Source organism: Pseudomonas juntendi (assembly GCF_021560075.1).
GTDB lineage: Bacteria > Pseudomonadota > Gammaproteobacteria > Pseudomonadales > Pseudomonadaceae > Aquipseudomonas > Aquipseudomonas juntendi.
In genome coordinates, this window is sequence record NZ_CP091088.1 from 4161115 (window position 1) to 4175531 (window position 14417).

At 64.0% G+C, this 14417-nt stretch carries 13 protein-coding genes and 1 pseudogene; 4 read left to right on the forward strand and 10 right to left on the reverse strand.

The window, feature by feature from the left end; genetic code table 11:
- Positions 1-2: 2 nt before the first annotated feature.
- A complete protein-coding gene (locus L1P09_RS19360; RefSeq protein WP_054904092.1) occupies positions 3-1094 on the reverse strand; it encodes an MBL fold metallo-hydrolase in 1092 nt (363 codons plus the stop codon).
- 129 nt (positions 1095-1223) lie between these two features.
- On the opposite strand from L1P09_RS19360, the gene L1P09_RS19365 reads away from it, so the two are divergent.
- Both L1P09_RS19365 and L1P09_RS19370 read left to right on the forward strand, forming a co-directional pair.
- Positions 1224-2297 (forward strand): diguanylate cyclase, encoded by a 1074-nt coding sequence (locus L1P09_RS19365; RefSeq protein WP_235768972.1) that lies wholly within the window; start codon positions 1224-1226, stop codon positions 2295-2297.
- A gap of 51 nt (positions 2298-2348) precedes the next feature.
- Positions 2349-4913, forward strand: a complete 2565-nt coding sequence (locus tag L1P09_RS19370) for a bifunctional diguanylate cyclase/phosphodiesterase (RefSeq protein WP_235768012.1) — start codon at positions 2349-2351, stop codon at positions 4911-4913.
- A 70-nt stretch (positions 4914-4983) separates the two neighbouring features.
- Here the strand turns inward: L1P09_RS19370 and L1P09_RS19375 are convergent, their stop codons facing one another.
- Both L1P09_RS19375 and L1P09_RS19380 read right to left on the reverse strand, forming a co-directional pair.
- A complete protein-coding gene (locus tag L1P09_RS19375; RefSeq protein ID WP_029885164.1) occupies positions 4984-5313 on the reverse strand; it encodes a DUF2025 family protein in 330 nt (109 codons plus the stop codon).
- Between the two features lie 125 nt (positions 5314-5438).
- A pseudogene (locus L1P09_RS19380) lies at positions 5439-5666 on the reverse strand (LysR substrate-binding domain-containing protein); the annotation flags it as partial.
- 23 nt (positions 5667-5689) lie between these two features.
- Here L1P09_RS19380 and L1P09_RS19385 point away from each other — a divergent pair.
- On the forward strand, positions 5690-6448 hold the full coding sequence (locus tag L1P09_RS19385) for an SDR family NAD(P)-dependent oxidoreductase (RefSeq protein ID WP_235768013.1): 759 nt from the start codon (positions 5690-5692) through the stop codon (positions 6446-6448).
- Positions 6449-6470: 22 nt separating this feature from the next.
- On the opposite strand, the gene L1P09_RS19390 is transcribed toward L1P09_RS19385, so the two are convergent.
- The 7 genes from L1P09_RS19390 to L1P09_RS19415 form a co-directional block, all read right to left on the reverse strand.
- The gene (locus L1P09_RS19390) at positions 6471-7328 is read right to left on the reverse strand and encodes an efflux RND transporter periplasmic adaptor subunit (RefSeq protein ID WP_192440797.1); all 858 of its coding nucleotides are present in this window, start codon (positions 7326-7328) and stop codon (positions 6471-6473) included.
- Between the two features lie 12 nt (positions 7329-7340).
- Positions 7341-7547 carry a DUF1656 domain-containing protein gene (locus L1P09_RS19395; RefSeq protein ID WP_009684629.1) on the reverse strand — a complete coding sequence of 69 codons (207 nt, stop codon included), beginning with the start codon at positions 7545-7547 and terminating at the stop codon, positions 7341-7343.
- The gene (locus L1P09_RS19400) at positions 7534-9522 is read right to left on the reverse strand and encodes an FUSC family protein (RefSeq protein ID WP_235768014.1); all 1989 of its coding nucleotides are present in this window, start codon (positions 9520-9522) and stop codon (positions 7534-7536) included. Before L1P09_RS19400 ends, L1P09_RS19395 begins: the two co-directional genes overlap by 14 nt.
- Positions 9523-9766: 244 nt before the next feature.
- Positions 9767-9883: a cytochrome c oxidase subunit CcoM gene (gene ccoM, locus L1P09_RS26245; protein WP_003254862.1), complete on the reverse strand. Its 117-nt coding sequence runs from the start codon at positions 9881-9883 to the stop codon at positions 9767-9769.
- A gap of 135 nt (positions 9884-10018) precedes the next feature.
- The gene (locus L1P09_RS19405) at positions 10019-10180 is read right to left on the reverse strand and encodes a hypothetical protein (protein WP_009684626.1); all 162 of its coding nucleotides are present in this window, start codon (positions 10178-10180) and stop codon (positions 10019-10021) included.
- 67 nt (positions 10181-10247) lie between these two features.
- Positions 10248-10577: a hypothetical protein gene (locus L1P09_RS19410; RefSeq protein ID WP_029885159.1), complete on the reverse strand. Its 330-nt coding sequence runs from the start codon at positions 10575-10577 to the stop codon at positions 10248-10250.
- 63 nt (positions 10578-10640) lie between these two features.
- Complete coding sequence (locus tag L1P09_RS19415) at positions 10641-11336, reverse strand: M949_RS01915 family surface polysaccharide biosynthesis protein (protein WP_232892809.1); 696 nt, start codon at positions 11334-11336, stop codon at positions 10641-10643.
- A 151-nt stretch (positions 11337-11487) separates the two neighbouring features.
- Between L1P09_RS19415 and rapA the strand changes: the two genes are divergently transcribed.
- A complete protein-coding gene (gene rapA / locus L1P09_RS19420; protein ID WP_054904086.1) occupies positions 11488-14334 on the forward strand; it encodes an RNA polymerase-associated protein RapA in 2847 nt (948 codons plus the stop codon).
- The last annotated feature ends 83 nt before the right edge of the window (positions 14335-14417 follow it).

The following is a 14417-nucleotide window of genomic DNA, read 5'->3' on the forward strand; positions in this document are numbered from 1 at the left end:
CACTAGCGCGCCGCAACGCTTCGCTCATTCTTCAGGCTGCGCTGGCGCACCGGGCGGGGCTGCCACCAGTTCTGCCCGGCATGCGGCGAGTCGAGGCTCACCCGCTCGCCCATCTGCGGCGTACTGAGCCGTACCTGGGCCTGGTTTGCCAACGCCAGGATGCGCTCGAAGGGTTCCTGCCAGCCGTGGGTGGACAAGTCGAACGTGCCATTATGGATCGGCAGCAACCAGCGCCCGCGTAAATCCAGGTGGGCCTGCAGGCTCTGCTCTGGCTGCATGTGCACATCAGGCCAGGCGAGATTGTAGGCGCCGGTCTCGACCAGGGTCAGGTCAAACGGCCCAAAGCGCTCGCCAATCAGCTTGAACCCGTTGAAATAGCCCGTATCGCCACTGAAGAACACCCGCACGCCTTGGTCGATGATCACCCACGACGCCCACAAGGTGCGATTGCTGTCCAACAGCCCACGCCCGGAAAAGTGCTGGGCCGGGGTAGCAATGAAACGCACACCCTGCACTTCGCTTTCCTGCCACCAGTCCAGCTGACGCACCTTCGCTGGCGCAACGCCCCAACTGATCAGCAGCTCACCCACGCCAAGCGGGGCCAGGAAAACCCCGGTACGCGAGGCAAGCTGGCGGATTGCCTGCTCGTCGAGGTGATCGAAATGGTCGTGCGACAACACCACCGCCGCCAGTGGCGGCAGCTGGTCAAGCCCCAGCGGGGGCGCATGGAACCGCTGCGGGCCGGCCCACTGCACCGGTGAGGCGCGTTCGGCGAATACCGGGTCGGTAATGAAGAAGCGCCCCCGCAACTTCAGCAATACCGTGGAATGGCCCAGCCGCCACAAACTGCGGTCTGGCGCATCGAGCACCTGCTGGCGGGTCATCGGTTGCAGGCTGACCGGCGTGGTTGGCCGGGTATTCGGCGGTTTGCGCAGGAACAGGTACTTCAGACCGATGCGCAGCTTCTTCAGCACGCCATCTTTCGGTAGCTGCGCCTGATTGTGAAAACGCCCGTCACGCTGGGGCGCCGGGTCACCGGCAGCATTGGCCAAAGGAACCATCAGCAACACTCCTAGCAACAGGAAAGTCCGCATGTTACCCCACAGTGATCGCATCAACCGTGAATTGGCTTGTAAGGTCATTTTTCAGTGGGACGACACTGTTCGACAATATTCATGCGATTTATGCGATAAACGGTACCCCGGTAGAAGAACATGAGCATGATGCACAACCGCAGCGGCAAAGGCCTTTCGTTCGTCAAGCGCATCTACCCGCCACGTGTGGTGGGCATGGGCATCGGCCTGTTCAGCGTCATGGCTGGCGTGGCTCCGCAATCCCCGCCCACCTGGGTGTGGGGCCTGATGCTGTTCAATGGCCTGTTGTGGCCCCACGTCGCCTACTTGTGGGCGAGCCGGTCGGCAACCCCGTACCGGGCCGAGCAACGCAACCTGTTGCTGGACTCGCTGCTGGGCGGTTTCTGGGCCGCCGCCATGCACTTCAACCCGCTGCCGACCGTGACCGTGCTGTCGATGATGACCATGAACAACGTGGCCGCCGGGGGCCGGCAATTGGTGCTCAAAGGGGCTGTTGCGCAACTGGCCGGGATTCTGGTCGGCACCCTCCTGCTCGCCCCAGGCCTGCAATTGAATGCCACTGCACTGCAGATATACGCCTGCCTGCCCATGCTGACGCTGTACCCCCTGGCCCTGGGCTGGGTGTGCTACCGGCTGGCAATCCAGCTGGGCGACCATAAACGCCGGCTCAGCGCCCTGAGCCTCACGGATAGCCTCACCGGGTTGCTCAACCACGGCGCCTGGAAAGACCTGTTGCTCGTCAAATACCAAAAATGCAAACAGCAAAAGGCACACGCGGTGATCGCCTTGATCGACATCGATCATTTCAAGACCATCAACGACACCTTTGGCCACGTGGTTGGCGACTGCGTACTGCGCCAGCTCAGCGCCGAGCTGCGCCGCAACCTGCGCGAGTGCGACCAGGCCGGGCGCTACGGTGGCGACGAATTCTGCGTGATCCTGCCGGGTACCAGCGAAGCCCAGGCCTGCCAGATCATGGAACGCCTGCGTGAGCAGGTTTCCGGGTATCGCAACGCGCAGCTCCCTCACCTGCGCATCAGCCTGAGTATTGGCCTGTCGCCTTTCAATGCCAGCCTGGAGTCACCGGAACATTGGCTGCAAGAGGCAGACAAGGCGCTATACACTGCCAAGCACGCTGGCCGCGACCGGGTGAAACTTGCCGGTGGCGCAGCTACCGCACTGAAGCTGGCCTATCCTGATTGAACCTGCTGCCTCACTGCCTGGCAGGAGGTTTCCTGAAGGAGCCGCTCGCGCATGGCCAGGACTGCCAACCTCCTACCCGCCAGCCCTACCCCACGTTTCCAAGTGCGTAACCTGATCGCCGGCTTCAGCACCGTTTACGGTCTGGCTTGCATGGTCATTCTCGGCGCACTGTTCAACATCGCCGCAACCCTCGACCAGCAAGAGCGCGAACGCAGCGCCTTCCATGCCAATCAAGCGCTGGAGCAACGGTTACTGGCGTCGCGCCAATTCCTGTCCAGTTATGCCGTATGGGAGGACGCCTTGCAGCACTTGTCTGGCGAAGCCGACTGGCAGTGGGCCTATGATGAAAAGAACATAGGTGAATCGCTGTACAGCGCCAGCGGCTATGAAGGCGTGTTCGTCGTGGAAAACGGCCGCACCACCTATGCCCTGTTCAAAGGCCAGCCCAGCCCCGCAGGCGTAGGCACGTACATAGATGCCCCTGTCCAGCCGATCATCGACCAGGCCCGAGCGGCGGCCATTGCCCGCGATCAGATCACCCGCTTCGTGCTGTTCAATGGCTGGCCGGCCGTGCTCACCGCCGCGGCCATACGGCCAGATCGCGATGTCACTGAAGGCGAAGTGAGCCAGGCGCCGGTCTTGCTGTTCGTCGACCAGCTGACCGAGGCCAAACTGGCGCAGCTGGGGAAGCGTGCAGGCCTGGCCGGCATACGCGTTGAGAAGGAAGACGCACAAGCCCACCACCACCTGCGCATCAACCTGGGCGACACCGGCTACCATCTGTCGTGGAACAGCGTGTTGCCTGGGCGCCAGCTGCTAGGGGCGGTATTGCCTGCCCTGCTCAGCGCCCTGCTGATCCTTGGGCTGGTCATGCTCTACCTGTGCCGCCATGCGTGGCGCAGCTCCCGGGCCATCGGCTTGACGCTTGCCCACCTGCAGCATAGCAACCTGGCGCTGGAGGCCAGCGAGCAACGTTTTCGCGCGGTGGCCGAGTCGGCATCGGACTGGATCTGGGAGACCGATCGGCACCACCGCCTGACCTACTTGTCGCAACGCTTTGCCAGCGTGACGGGCTACCCGGTCGAAGACTGGCTCGGCCAACCGCTCAACCAGTTGCTGGCCTGCGACACCACGCCCTTGTCGCCCTGGCTGGATGCCCTGGCTACCGCTGACCCACAGCAGCTGGCCAATCTGCGCTGCACCTACCGCGACCAGAATGGCCAGAACCGCTATTGTCGGATTTCCGCCCGCGCCATCTGGCACCAGGACACGGCCGTGGGTTTGCGCGGCACTGCCAGCGATATCACCGACGAAGTCGACGCCCATGCGCGTATTCAGCACCTGTCCTTGCACGACCCACTGACCGGCCTGGCCAACCGCAACAAACTGGCCCGGCACCTGGAACAGGCCCTGCTGCGCGGCACAGACTCACCGCCGTTGACCCTGTTGCTGCTTGACCTGGACAACTTCAAGCCGATCAACGACTCACTCGGCTATGCGGCTGGCGATGCGGTACTGCAGGAAGTGGCAGCCCGCCTGCGCGACACCACCCGCGACGGTGACCTGGTGGCGCGGTTGGGCGGGGACGAGTTCATCGTGGTACTTGGCGGCATGGACAACCGCCAGGAGATCGACCGCTTCTGCGCGCGCCTGATCGGCTTGCTGCAACAACCGGTCATGTTCGACAGCCAACCCCTGCACATTGGCGCCAGCATCGGCATCGCCCAGACCCGCACCCAGGGCTTCGACGCCGGCGAGCTGATTCGCTGTGCCGACATTGCCCTGTACCAGGCCAAGGCAGACGGCAAGAGCACCTGGCGCTACTTCGCCAGCGAAATGAACCAGCAGATCCAGTACCGGCGGCAACTGGAGAACGACCTGCGCCGCGCCCTGCGCAACCAGGAGTTCGAGTTGCACTATCAGCCGCGCTACCGCCTCAGCGACCTGCGCGTGGTCGCGGTCGAGGCGCTGATACGCTGGCAGCACCCCCAGGAAGGGCTGCTGGGGCCGGATACCTTCATCCCGCTGGCCGAACAGAGCGATATCATTGTCGCGCTGGGCCGCTGGGTGCTGCACGAGGCCTGCCGCACCGCCCTTGACTGGCCTGCAGACATCCTGGTGTCGGTCAACCTGTCACCGGCGCAGTTCCTGCGCAGCGATGTGGTACAAGACGTGCGGGAAATCCTGCTGGGCACGGCATTCCCGGCGCAACGCCTGGAACTGGAGATCACCGAGAACGTGATGCTCAACGACATCGAGGGCGCGCTGGGGACCATGCTGTCGCTCAAAGAACTGGGCGTGTGCCTGAACATGGACGACTTCGGTACCGGCTATTCATCGCTGGGTTACCTGCGAACGTATCCTTTCGACAGCCTCAAGATCGACAAGCGCTTCATCAGTGGCCTGAGCACCAACGGCGGCAGCGACCGTGCGGTGGTCCAGGCCATCATCAACCTGGGCAAGGCAATGGGGCTGACCGTGACGGCCGAGGGCGTGGAAACCGAACAGCAACTAGCCATGCTGCGAATGGACCGCTGCCATGAAGTACAGGGCTATTACCTGAGCCGGCCACTGGATACCGCGGCCATGCGGGCGTTGTTGCAGCGCCCCCGGTAGGCGCGGGTCGAGCCGCCCCTGCACGGTTGCGCGGCAACGCCTCGATCAACCCAACGGGCGCGAGCGGGCCTCAGCCAGTAGGCTGCACACGCCGCTCGGCGATGATTTCCGGCAAGTCGCCGCGGCGCAGGTAGATGCGCAGCGGCTCTGCGATGTTCAAGCGGTCATCCACGTGCTGGTCCAGCAACAGTGCCAGGCGCTCCCGGCACAGGGCCATGCGCTGCCCCTGCTCGGGGCGCCAGACAAACTCGCTGCAGGGGGTGATGCTGGCGTCAGCGACATCCATACCGAACGCGTCTTCGGAAAAACGCACGATATGAACGCCGCGCTTGTCATGAAAGCCGACGAAGCCTTTGAGCTGGTCAGCTGCGTTGCAGATGTCCTGGGAAGTAATGGCCATGGCGTAACCTCGTGATGAAATCGGAAGATACGCACGCTGGGCAGCACAGGGTCGCCTCTGCCGGGCGCCTCGCCAGTCCAAGCCTAATGCAAGCAGCCGTGCGTGCGCCATGACCCGGCTCAACTTCACGCCGTAGCATCGACCTCGCTGCGAAGCACCTCTGCCAGCCATTGCATGAACGCTTGCACCCGGCGGGGGACATGCCGTTGCCGCGCATACAGCAGTGACACGGGCATGGCCGGCGCCTGCCAGGCCGGCAGCAGTGCGACCAGTTCGCCGCGCTGCAGGTGTTCGGCCACCCCCACCGCCGGTACCTGTATCAGCCCCAGCCCGGCCAGGCAGGCTGCCGAGTAGGGCCCATCACGAGGTTCTTACCATGACCCGCAAGATTGCCCTGATCACCGGCGCAAGCCGCGGCCTTGGCCGTAACACCGCCGAGCATCTGGCCGCCCGTGGCATCCACATCATCGGCACCTACAACAGCAAGGCGCAAGAAGCACAGGCCGTGGCGGCCACGCTGGAGCAGGCAGGTGTGAAGGCGACCATGCTGCAACTGGATGTGGGTGACGCCAGCAGCTTTGCCGGCTTTGCCGAGCGGCTGGCGGCTGCCTTGCAGCAGCACCACGGTCGCCAGCGTTTCGACTTTCTGGTGAACAATGCCGGCATCGGGTTGAACGTGCCGTATACCGAAACCAGCGAGGCGCAATTCGACCAACTGCTGAACATTCGGCTCAAAGGCCCGTTCTTCCTCACCCAACGCCTGTTGCCACTGCTGGTCGATAACGGCCGGATCATCAACATTTCGACCGGGCTGGCACGGTTTGCCCTACCAGGGTACGCCGCCTATGCCGCCATGAAAGGCGCGATGGAAGTGCTGACCCGCTACCAGGCCAAGGAACTGGGCGCCCGGGGCATTCGCGTGAACATCCTGGCGCCGGGGGCCATCGAGACCGATTTTGGCGGGGGCGTCGTGCGGGACAACCCGCAGGTGAATGACTACATTGCTGGCAACACCGCGCTGGGACGGGTGGGTTTGCCGGATGACATCAGCGCGGCGATCGCCTTGGTGCGGGAAGACGGTAATGGCTGGATCACCGGGCAGCGCCTGGAGGTTTCGGGCGGTATGTTCCTGTAGTGGCGGGTGCCTGGGCCCCGGCTCACGGCTCATGCACTTGCACACTCGCAGTCATCCCCGCACTCAGGGTCACGCCGTCGGGCACCTGGTCCAGGCGGATTCTCACCGGTATCCGCTGGGCCAGGCGCACCCAATTGAAGGTCGGCTCAACCTCCGGCAGCAGCTGGCTGTCCGGGTTGCTGTTGCTGTCGGTGATGCCGCGGCTGATGCTTTCTACCTGCCCCTGCATGGGTTCACCCGCGCCCATCAGCCAGACCTTTACCGGGTCACCCACGCGAATGCGCGGCAGCTTGGTTTCCTCGAAGTAGGCCTGGATATAGAACGTCGAATCGTCCACCAAGGCCATCACCGACTGGCCGGTGTTCACGTAGTTGCCTTCGGCCAGGCGCAGGTTGGTGATATGCCCGCTGCGCGGCGCACGCACTTCACTGCGCGCCAGGTTGATTTTCGCCACCTGCAGCTGCGCCTGGGCTTCCTGCAACTCGCCACGGGCGATGGCAGCATTGATCTGCGCGTTCTCCCGCAGCTCGGCACTGATCGCCTCGGGCCCCAGGGCGGTACGCCGGGCTGCTTCACTCTCGCGCAGGCGCAGCTGCTGGGCGCGAGTTTGCGTCACCGCACTGGCCTGGTCGAACGCGGCCTGGAAACGCTCGCGGTCGATGCTCATCAACAGCTCACCCGCCTTGACCTGCTGGTTGTCATGCACCTTGAGCTGGCGCACCCAGCCGGAAACGTCAGGTGCAATCACCACCACATCGGCGCGCACACGGGCATCCCGGGTCCAGGGGGTAAGCATGTAGTACTGCCACAGTTGGTAGCCGGCCAACACGGCCAGGGCCACCACACACAGGGTTACAAGAGTACGTACGGCCGCACGCATCGAAACACTCCTTTAAAAAGCTCCCAGCAGGCGTACCACCAGGAACAGCACACAAACGAAAACCGCCGCATCGAACAGCGCTTCATGCCAGATCCAGCGCGCCAACGGTGTGGCCTGCACCAGCAGGCGCAGCAGGCCGGTAAGCACCAGCGCCAGCAACACATAAAGCAAAAACGGGCTGAGCAGCACGCCCCCCACTTCCCATTCACGCAACCCCATGGGCTTCCTCCTGCCAGCGGCACCACTTGCCCCAGCTTTTCTGCAATTGCAGCACCGCGCCCTCGGCCAACCGCAGCGGGTCGCTCGCAGGCTGGCGGTGCAACGCAGCAATGAATCGTTCGCTGGCACTGTCCAGCTGTTGCCCGCGCCCGGCGGCAGGCCCTTTGGCCAGTACCGCCTCCACTTGCTGCAGGTACTCCCGCTCGGCGCCGCCCAACGGCGCCTGCGCGACCGCCAGGCACATGCGCAGGTGCACCAGTTCATCACCGATATCCAGCCCGTGCAGGCCATCGTCCCAGCGCTTGCGCTCGCCCTCGGGCAACTCGCTGGCATGCCGCGCCAACTGCATCAGGCGGTCGGCCATGCGCCCGCCGAACCAAGTATCGGCCCCGCGCAGGTCACGCCGGGTCAGGCGCACCAGGTCACTCTGGGTTGCAGCACGCAGGCGCCGCCCAAGCCAGGCCGGGTGACGGAACACCAACAAGCGAAACGCCATGACCGCTGCCGACACCCCTACCAGCATGGCCAAGGCACTGTTGAGCATGGTCGCCACGCTGAACTGCATGGCATTCACCGGCGACACCAGTACGATGAAGTGCAGGCAATAAGAGGTGGCAGTGGCGCCGGTACGCGGGTGGGCCATGCCCAGCGCGCCGAACAACAGCGGCACGCCCATGCCCAGGCAAAGCAGCGCGAAACTGCTCCATTGCGGCAGCAGAATCTGCCCGACCAGGAACGCTGCCGGTATGGCCAGGCAGATCCCGCGCAGGAAACTCAAGCCAATCTGCGCGCCATTCTCGCGGCTGGCGAACAGGCTGCAGACCACACAGGTCAGCACCAGGCCGCCCGGCGCCGAAGGCCAGGCGGTGGCCAGCCAGAAAGCGCTCATCACCAGAAACGCCAGTGCGCTACGCGAACCGAACAGCAAGGCCAGCGACCAATCGCGGTGCACGGCCAGGCCTTGGCCGACATCCTTCGGCGCCGTGCCCGTTTCCACAGCATCCAGCGCCTGGCCGGCGGCCATTGCGTAATCCAGCAGCAGGGCCATGCGCGCCAGGCAGTAATGCTCAACCGAACTTATATGCTCATCGTGCGCGGCATCCCAGACGCGCTGGCGCAGCAACAACAGGCTGGGCTGGTCGGGCTTGTCCAGCAGCGCCCGAACTTCAGACAACCAGGGGGCCAGGTGTTCCGCCTGCTGCTCATCCAGTTGCCGCCACTGCCGGCGCACCGACCGGGAAATACGCAACAGCACCATCAGCTTCTGGCTTAGCCCACGAATGGCACGGGCACGCTGACGCCCGCGGTTGCCTTCGAACCAGGCATGCTCGCGCTGGCTGTCGATGGCAACGATGCGCCCCAGGCTCTCCAGCAAGCCCCTGCGTGCATCGTCCTCGCCACCCAGCATCGCACTGGCGGCCTGCAGACCGTTCTGCCAGGCCTGACGCGCCTGGCCGCCAAGCTGCTGCTCGACCCGCATCGGCCAGAGCAAGGCACTGCTGGCCGTGGCGCAGAAAATACCCAGGCTGATCTCGGTGCAGCGGGCCACCGCCTGGTCGAACACCTGCAGCGGGTGGTCGATGGCCGGCAAGGTGATGATCGCTGCCGTGTAGCCGGCCAGCACGAAGGCATAGGCCCAGGCACTGCGCAACTGGGTAGAGGCGGCGGTGCACAAGGCCAGCCACAAGGCCAGGGCAATCAGAAACAGCCCCGGGGTCTGGGCGAACAGGCCCAGCAGCACCACCGCCATGACCGTACCGACAAAGGTCCCGGCCAACCGCGCCAGGCCTTTCTGCACCACCATGCCAGACAGCGGCTGGGCAACGATAAACGCCGTCATCAATGCCCAGGACGGCTGCTCCAGGCCCCAACGCATTGCCAGCCACAACGCCAGGCCACCACCGAGCAGGGTTTTGATGGCGAACTTGATGGCGAGGGGGGTGGGGGCGAACAGGGCCTGAAGCGTGATGGGCACTGGGCGAACCTTGCGGGGAGGGTAGTAGTAAAAAGATAGACAATGGCGCAGAGAATAAAGTGAAAATGAATAATTAGCTAGCTACTCATCTTCATTGCAATCCAACTGCTGCGCCAGCGCACGCCACGCTGCGCGATAGCTGGCTTGAGCCCTGCGGCCCAGCAGGCAACACGCAAATGCCAGGCAAAAAAAATGGGCGACCGAAGTCGCCCTAAATGCCTTGCGTGCTCGTGTACCCGGAAGGTCAGCGCGGCTTGCGCTTGTTCGAGTCCTTCCAGATGAAAATGCCCAGACCGGCAAAGAAAGCAACCATCAGCCCGACCGTTACCACACCGGCGATAACCACATTGTCGAAGAACATGCTGGCCTCCCCACTCGTTTGCCGTTGTCCGATGGGAGAACGTTAACCAATGTCGGGCGAGGGAAAATTGATCAGGGTCAATGGTGCCCGGGCCCGGGCACACGAGGCAGGTGCAGGGTTGACCTGCGTCAAGTTTCAGCGCTTCTTCGGCTTGCCCTTGGGCTTCTTTTTCTTGCCGGTGTTCAACGGCAGGGCTTGTTCGAATGCATTGCGCATCTCGTTCAGGCGCTTTTCCTTGAGGTCATGCACGCGCTTGGCGCGTTCAGCATCGAAATCGATAAGGTTGTCTTGGCTCATGGGTGGGCTCGACGATCAACGGAGACTTGCATGATGAAGCCCGACGCAGGCGCTGACCAGCCCCGTGTCAGACTTCGATGTCCACCAGCAGCCCTTGGCGGTTGGGCTCGTCCATCAATGGCACGACCGGGACAGTATTGTCGGCGTTGACCTCGTCGCCAGGCTCGGGGTTGTAGCGCCCTTCCCCACGCTGCTGGCGCCGTTGCTGCTGGCGGCGCTGCTCATCACGCAACAGCAGTGCCTGCTCCTGTGGATCACGCTGCTGCTTGAGGTCGATGGCAGTTTCGCCGGACGCAGGCTGCGCCGGTACCACCGGCTTGATGTCGGGGGTAGGTTTGACCGGGTCCTGTTGCGAGGTCACCGGGGCGGCACTGAGCGGTATGATCGGCGGCAGCATGGGCGTTCTCCTATGCCCGCTGTATCGGCAGGCGCGGCATTACCTTGATCTCAGGCCCAGCCTTTACTCCACATCATCGTCAGGCTCGTCGTCACTGGGCGGGCTGGCTTCGCTCCAGGGGCGCTTGTAGACCTGCTGCCAGACCGCATCCATGTGGTCACGCAACACTTGCGGGGCGTTCTTGAGCGAAGCGCTGTCGGTGCGCTCGCCCCCCACCGGGTCCTCGCCTGCGGGGCTGATCAGCGACTGCCCGGTAATGGTGTAGCTGGCCTGCCCTTCACGCATTTCGATGGCGATGTCGTGGGGGTCGATACCCCCGCCGCAAAAGGCGTGACTGGCAACTGTCACTTCGGCCACGCCATCTTTGTTCAGGTCGCTGACGTCACTGACATCCGTATAGAAGTCGACATCCAGGTCCAGGCCGGGGCACGTGGTTTCCTGCTCGATCTGCCAGCGGGCCTTGAACGCATCGCTTTGCGCCGTGCGCCCGTACAAGGTGGCCTTGAGCACCACCTTGTCGACCTCCTGCTCGCTTTCCGGGTCGCTGGCCTGGCCATCGCTGCGGCTCAATACCAGCAGCCCTTCGCCATCGCGGTCGCGAAAATGCACGCTCTTGATCGGCGCCTGCACGCCCAGCACTTCAAGCTGATCGGTGGGAATGGGGGCCAAAGGCTCGAAGGTTTTCTGCTCGCAGGCACTGAGCAGCAACAGGCTGCCCAGGGCGATGAAAGCGCTGATCCAGCTGTGCTTGGCAGACATGTTGGTGCGTGGCCCTCGTCGGCGGTGCGGTACAGAGCGGTGAAACGGCTAGACTGATGGCTTTCGGCACCATTAGGTGCGCTCGGCACTTTGGTCTCACCGGCCGATCCGTTAACATAATCGGCTTTTTCATCGCGGGAGTTCAGGCAGTATGGCGCAGCAGTATCAACCGGGGCAACGCTGGATCAGCGACAGCGAAGCAGAGCTCGGCCTGGGTACCATCCTGGCGCAGGATGGCCGCCTGTTGACCGTGCTCTACCCGGCCACTGGCGACACGCGCCAGTATTCCCTGCGCAATGCGCCGCTGACTCGCGTGCGCTTCGCGCCAGGTGACCAGATCACCCACTTCGAAGGCTGGAAGCTGACCGTACGCGAGGTCGAGGACATCGACGGGCTGATGGTCTACCACGGCCTCGACGGGCAGAACCAGCCGCGCACCTTGCCGGAAACCCAGCTGTCGAACTTCATTCAGTTCCGCCTGGCCAGCGACCGCCTGTTTGCCGGGCAGATCGACCCTTTGGCGTGGTTCAGCCTGCGCTACAACACACTGCAGCACACCAGCAAGCAGATGCAGTCGGCGCTGTGGGGGCTGGGCGGTTGCCGCGCTCAGCCAATCGCTCACCAGTTGCACATTGCCCGCGAAGTCGCCGACCGCAGCGCGCCGCGGGTACTGCTGGCCGACGAAGTGGGCCTGGGCAAGACCATCGAGGCTGGCCTGGTCATTCACCGCCAGTTGCTGACGGGCCGGGCCAGCCGAGTACTGATCCTGGTGCCGGAGAACCTTCAGCACCAGTGGCTGGTAGAAATGCGCCGGCGCTTCAACTTGCAGGTGGCGCTGTTCGACGCCGAACGTTTCATCGAAAGCGACGCCAGCAACCCGTTCGATGACGCCCAGTTGGCACTGGTGGCCCTGGAGTGGCTGGTAGAGGACGAGAAGGCCCAGGATGCGCTGTTTGCCGCCGGCTGGGACCTGATGGTTGTCGATGAGGCTCACCACCTGGTCTGGCACGAGGACCAGGTCAGCGCCGAATACGCCCTGGTCGAGCAACTGGCCCAGGTGATTCCTGGCGTACTGCTGCTTACCGCTACCCCCGAACAGCTTGGCCAGGACAGCCACTTCGCTCGCCTGCGCCTGCTCGACCCCAACCGTTTCCACGACCTGGCCGCCTTCCGCGCCGAAAGCGATCACTACCGCCCGGTCGCCGAAGCCGTGCAAGAGCTGCTCGACGAAGGCCGCCTGTCGCCGAAGGCACACGCCACCATCCAGGGCTTCCTGGGGGCTGAGGGCGAAGCGCTGCTGGCCGCGGTCAGCGATGGCGATACCCAGGCCAGCGCGCGGCTGATCCGTGAGCTGCTCGACCGCCACGGCACCGGCCGAGTGCTGTTCCGTAACACCCGCGCGGCGGTCCAGGGCTTCCCGGAGCGCCAACTGCACCCGTACCCGGTGGCCATGCCCGAGCAATACCGCGAGCTGCCGCCAGGCGAGAAAGCCGAGCTGTACCCGGAGGTCGCCTTCCAGGCACAGGGTGACAGCACCGACGACGAGCGCTGGTGGCGTTTCGACCCAAGGGTCGACTGGTTGATCGACACCCTGAAAATGCTCAAGCGCACCAAGGTGCTGGTCATCTGTGCCCACGCCGAAACCGCCATGGACCTGGAAGACGCCCTGCGCGTGCGCTCCGGCATTCCGGCCTCGGTGTTCCATGAGGGCATGAGCATTCTGGAGCGCGACCGGGCAGCCGCCTACTTTGCCGATGAGGAGTTCGGCGCCCAGGTGCTGATCTGCTCCGAGATCGGCAGCGAAGGCCGCAACTTCCAGTTTTCGCACCACTTGGTGATGTTCGACCTGCCGGCCCACCCGGACCTGCTGGAACAACGTATCGGCCGTCTGGACCGTATCGGCCAGAAGCACACCATCCAGTTGCATGTTCCCTACCTGCAGGGCAGCCCGCAGGAACGCCTGTTCCAGTGGTACCACGAAGCGCTCAACGCGTTCCTCAACACCTGCCCGACCGGCAACGCCCTGCAGCACCAGTTCGGCCCACGCCTGCTGCCGCTGCTCGAAGGCGGCGACAGCAAGGCCTGGGACAGCCTGGTGGCCGACGCCCGTCACGAACGCGAGCGCCTGGAAGCCGAACTGCACACCGGCCGCGATCGCTTGCTGGAGCTGAACTCGGGCGGCGCGGGTGAAGGCGAGGCGCTGGTTGAAGCCATCCTCGAGCAGGACGACCAGTTCGCCCTGCCGATCTACATGGAAACGCTGTTCGACGCCTTTGGCATCGACAGCGAAGACCACTCCGAGAACGCCCTCATCCTCAAGCCGAGCGAAAAAATGCTCGACGCCAGCTTCCCGCTGGGCGACGACGAAGGTGTGACCATTACCTACGACCGCGCCCAGGCGCTGTCGCGCGAAGACATGCAGTTCCTGACCTGGGAACACCCGATGGTGCAAGGCGGCATGGACCTGGTGCTGTCTGGCTCCATGGGCAATACGGCCGTCGCCCTGATCAAGAACAAGGCGCTCAAGCCCGGTACCGTGCTGCTCGAACTGCTGTTCGTCAGCGAGGTGGTGGCACCGCGAAGCTTGCAACTGGGACGTTACCTGCCCCCTGCGGCACTGCGCTGCCTGCTCGATGCCAACGGCAACGACCTGGCCTCGCGCGTGGCCTTCGAAACGCTCAACGACCAGCTTGAAAGCGTGCCACGGGCCAGTGCCAACAAGTTTGTCCAGGCGCAGCGCGACGTGTTGGCCAAGCGCATCAGCGGTGGCGAAGAGAAGATCCTGCCGACCCACGTCGAGCGTGTGGCCGAAGCCCAACGCCGCCTGGCAGCGGAGGCCGACGAAGAACTGGCGCGCCTGCTCGCCTTGCAAGCGGTGAACCCAAGCGTGCGTGACAGCGAAATCGACGCCCTGCGCAAGCAGCGCGAAGAGGGCCTGGCAATGCTGGAAAAAGCTGCCCTGCGCCTGGAAGCCATTCGTGTACTAGTCGCCGGCTGAAGCCATACCAGCACCCCTCCCCCTGGGCAGCGCAGGTACCCGCGAAAACTGGCGTAGCCGGTGCCAGGCACATAGCGGGCACG

Bases quoted from the DNA above. Each gene is read 5' to 3' on its own strand.
- rapA (WP_054904086.1), top strand. From the start codon at position 11,488: ATGGCGCAGCAGTATCAACCGGGGCAACGCTGGATCAGCGACAGCGAA.
- L1P09_RS19405 (WP_009684626.1), bottom strand. From the start codon at position 10,180: ATGAGCCAAGACAACCTTATCGATTTCGATGCTGAACGCGCCAAGCGC.
- L1P09_RS19370 (WP_235768012.1), top strand. From the start codon at position 2,349: ATGGCCAGGACTGCCAACCTCCTACCCGCCAGCCCTACCCCACGTTTC.
- L1P09_RS19415 (WP_232892809.1), bottom strand. From the start codon at position 11,336: ATGTCTGCCAAGCACAGCTGGATCAGCGCTTTCATCGCCCTGGGCAGC.
- L1P09_RS19365 (WP_235768972.1), top strand. From the start codon at position 1,224: ATGCACAACCGCAGCGGCAAAGGCCTTTCGTTCGTCAAGCGCATCTAC.
- L1P09_RS19360 (WP_054904092.1), bottom strand. From the start codon at position 1,094: ATGCGGACTTTCCTGTTGCTAGGAGTGTTGCTGATGGTTCCTTTGGCC.
- ccoM (WP_003254862.1), bottom strand. From the start codon at position 9,883: ATGTTCTTCGACAATGTGGTTATCGCCGGTGTGGTAACGGTCGGGCTG.
- L1P09_RS19410 (WP_029885159.1), bottom strand. From the start codon at position 10,577: ATGCTGCCGCCGATCATACCGCTCAGTGCCGCCCCGGTGACCTCGCAA.
- L1P09_RS19375 (WP_029885164.1), bottom strand. From the start codon at position 5,313: ATGGCCATTACTTCCCAGGACATCTGCAACGCAGCTGACCAGCTCAAA.
- L1P09_RS19395 (WP_009684629.1), bottom strand. From the start codon at position 7,547: ATGGGGTTGCGTGAATGGGAAGTGGGGGGCGTGCTGCTCAGCCCGTTT.
- L1P09_RS19385 (WP_235768013.1), top strand. From the start codon at position 5,690: ATGACCCGCAAGATTGCCCTGATCACCGGCGCAAGCCGCGGCCTTGGC.
- L1P09_RS19390 (WP_192440797.1), bottom strand. From the start codon at position 7,328: ATGCGTGCGGCCGTACGTACTCTTGTAACCCTGTGTGTGGTGGCCCTG.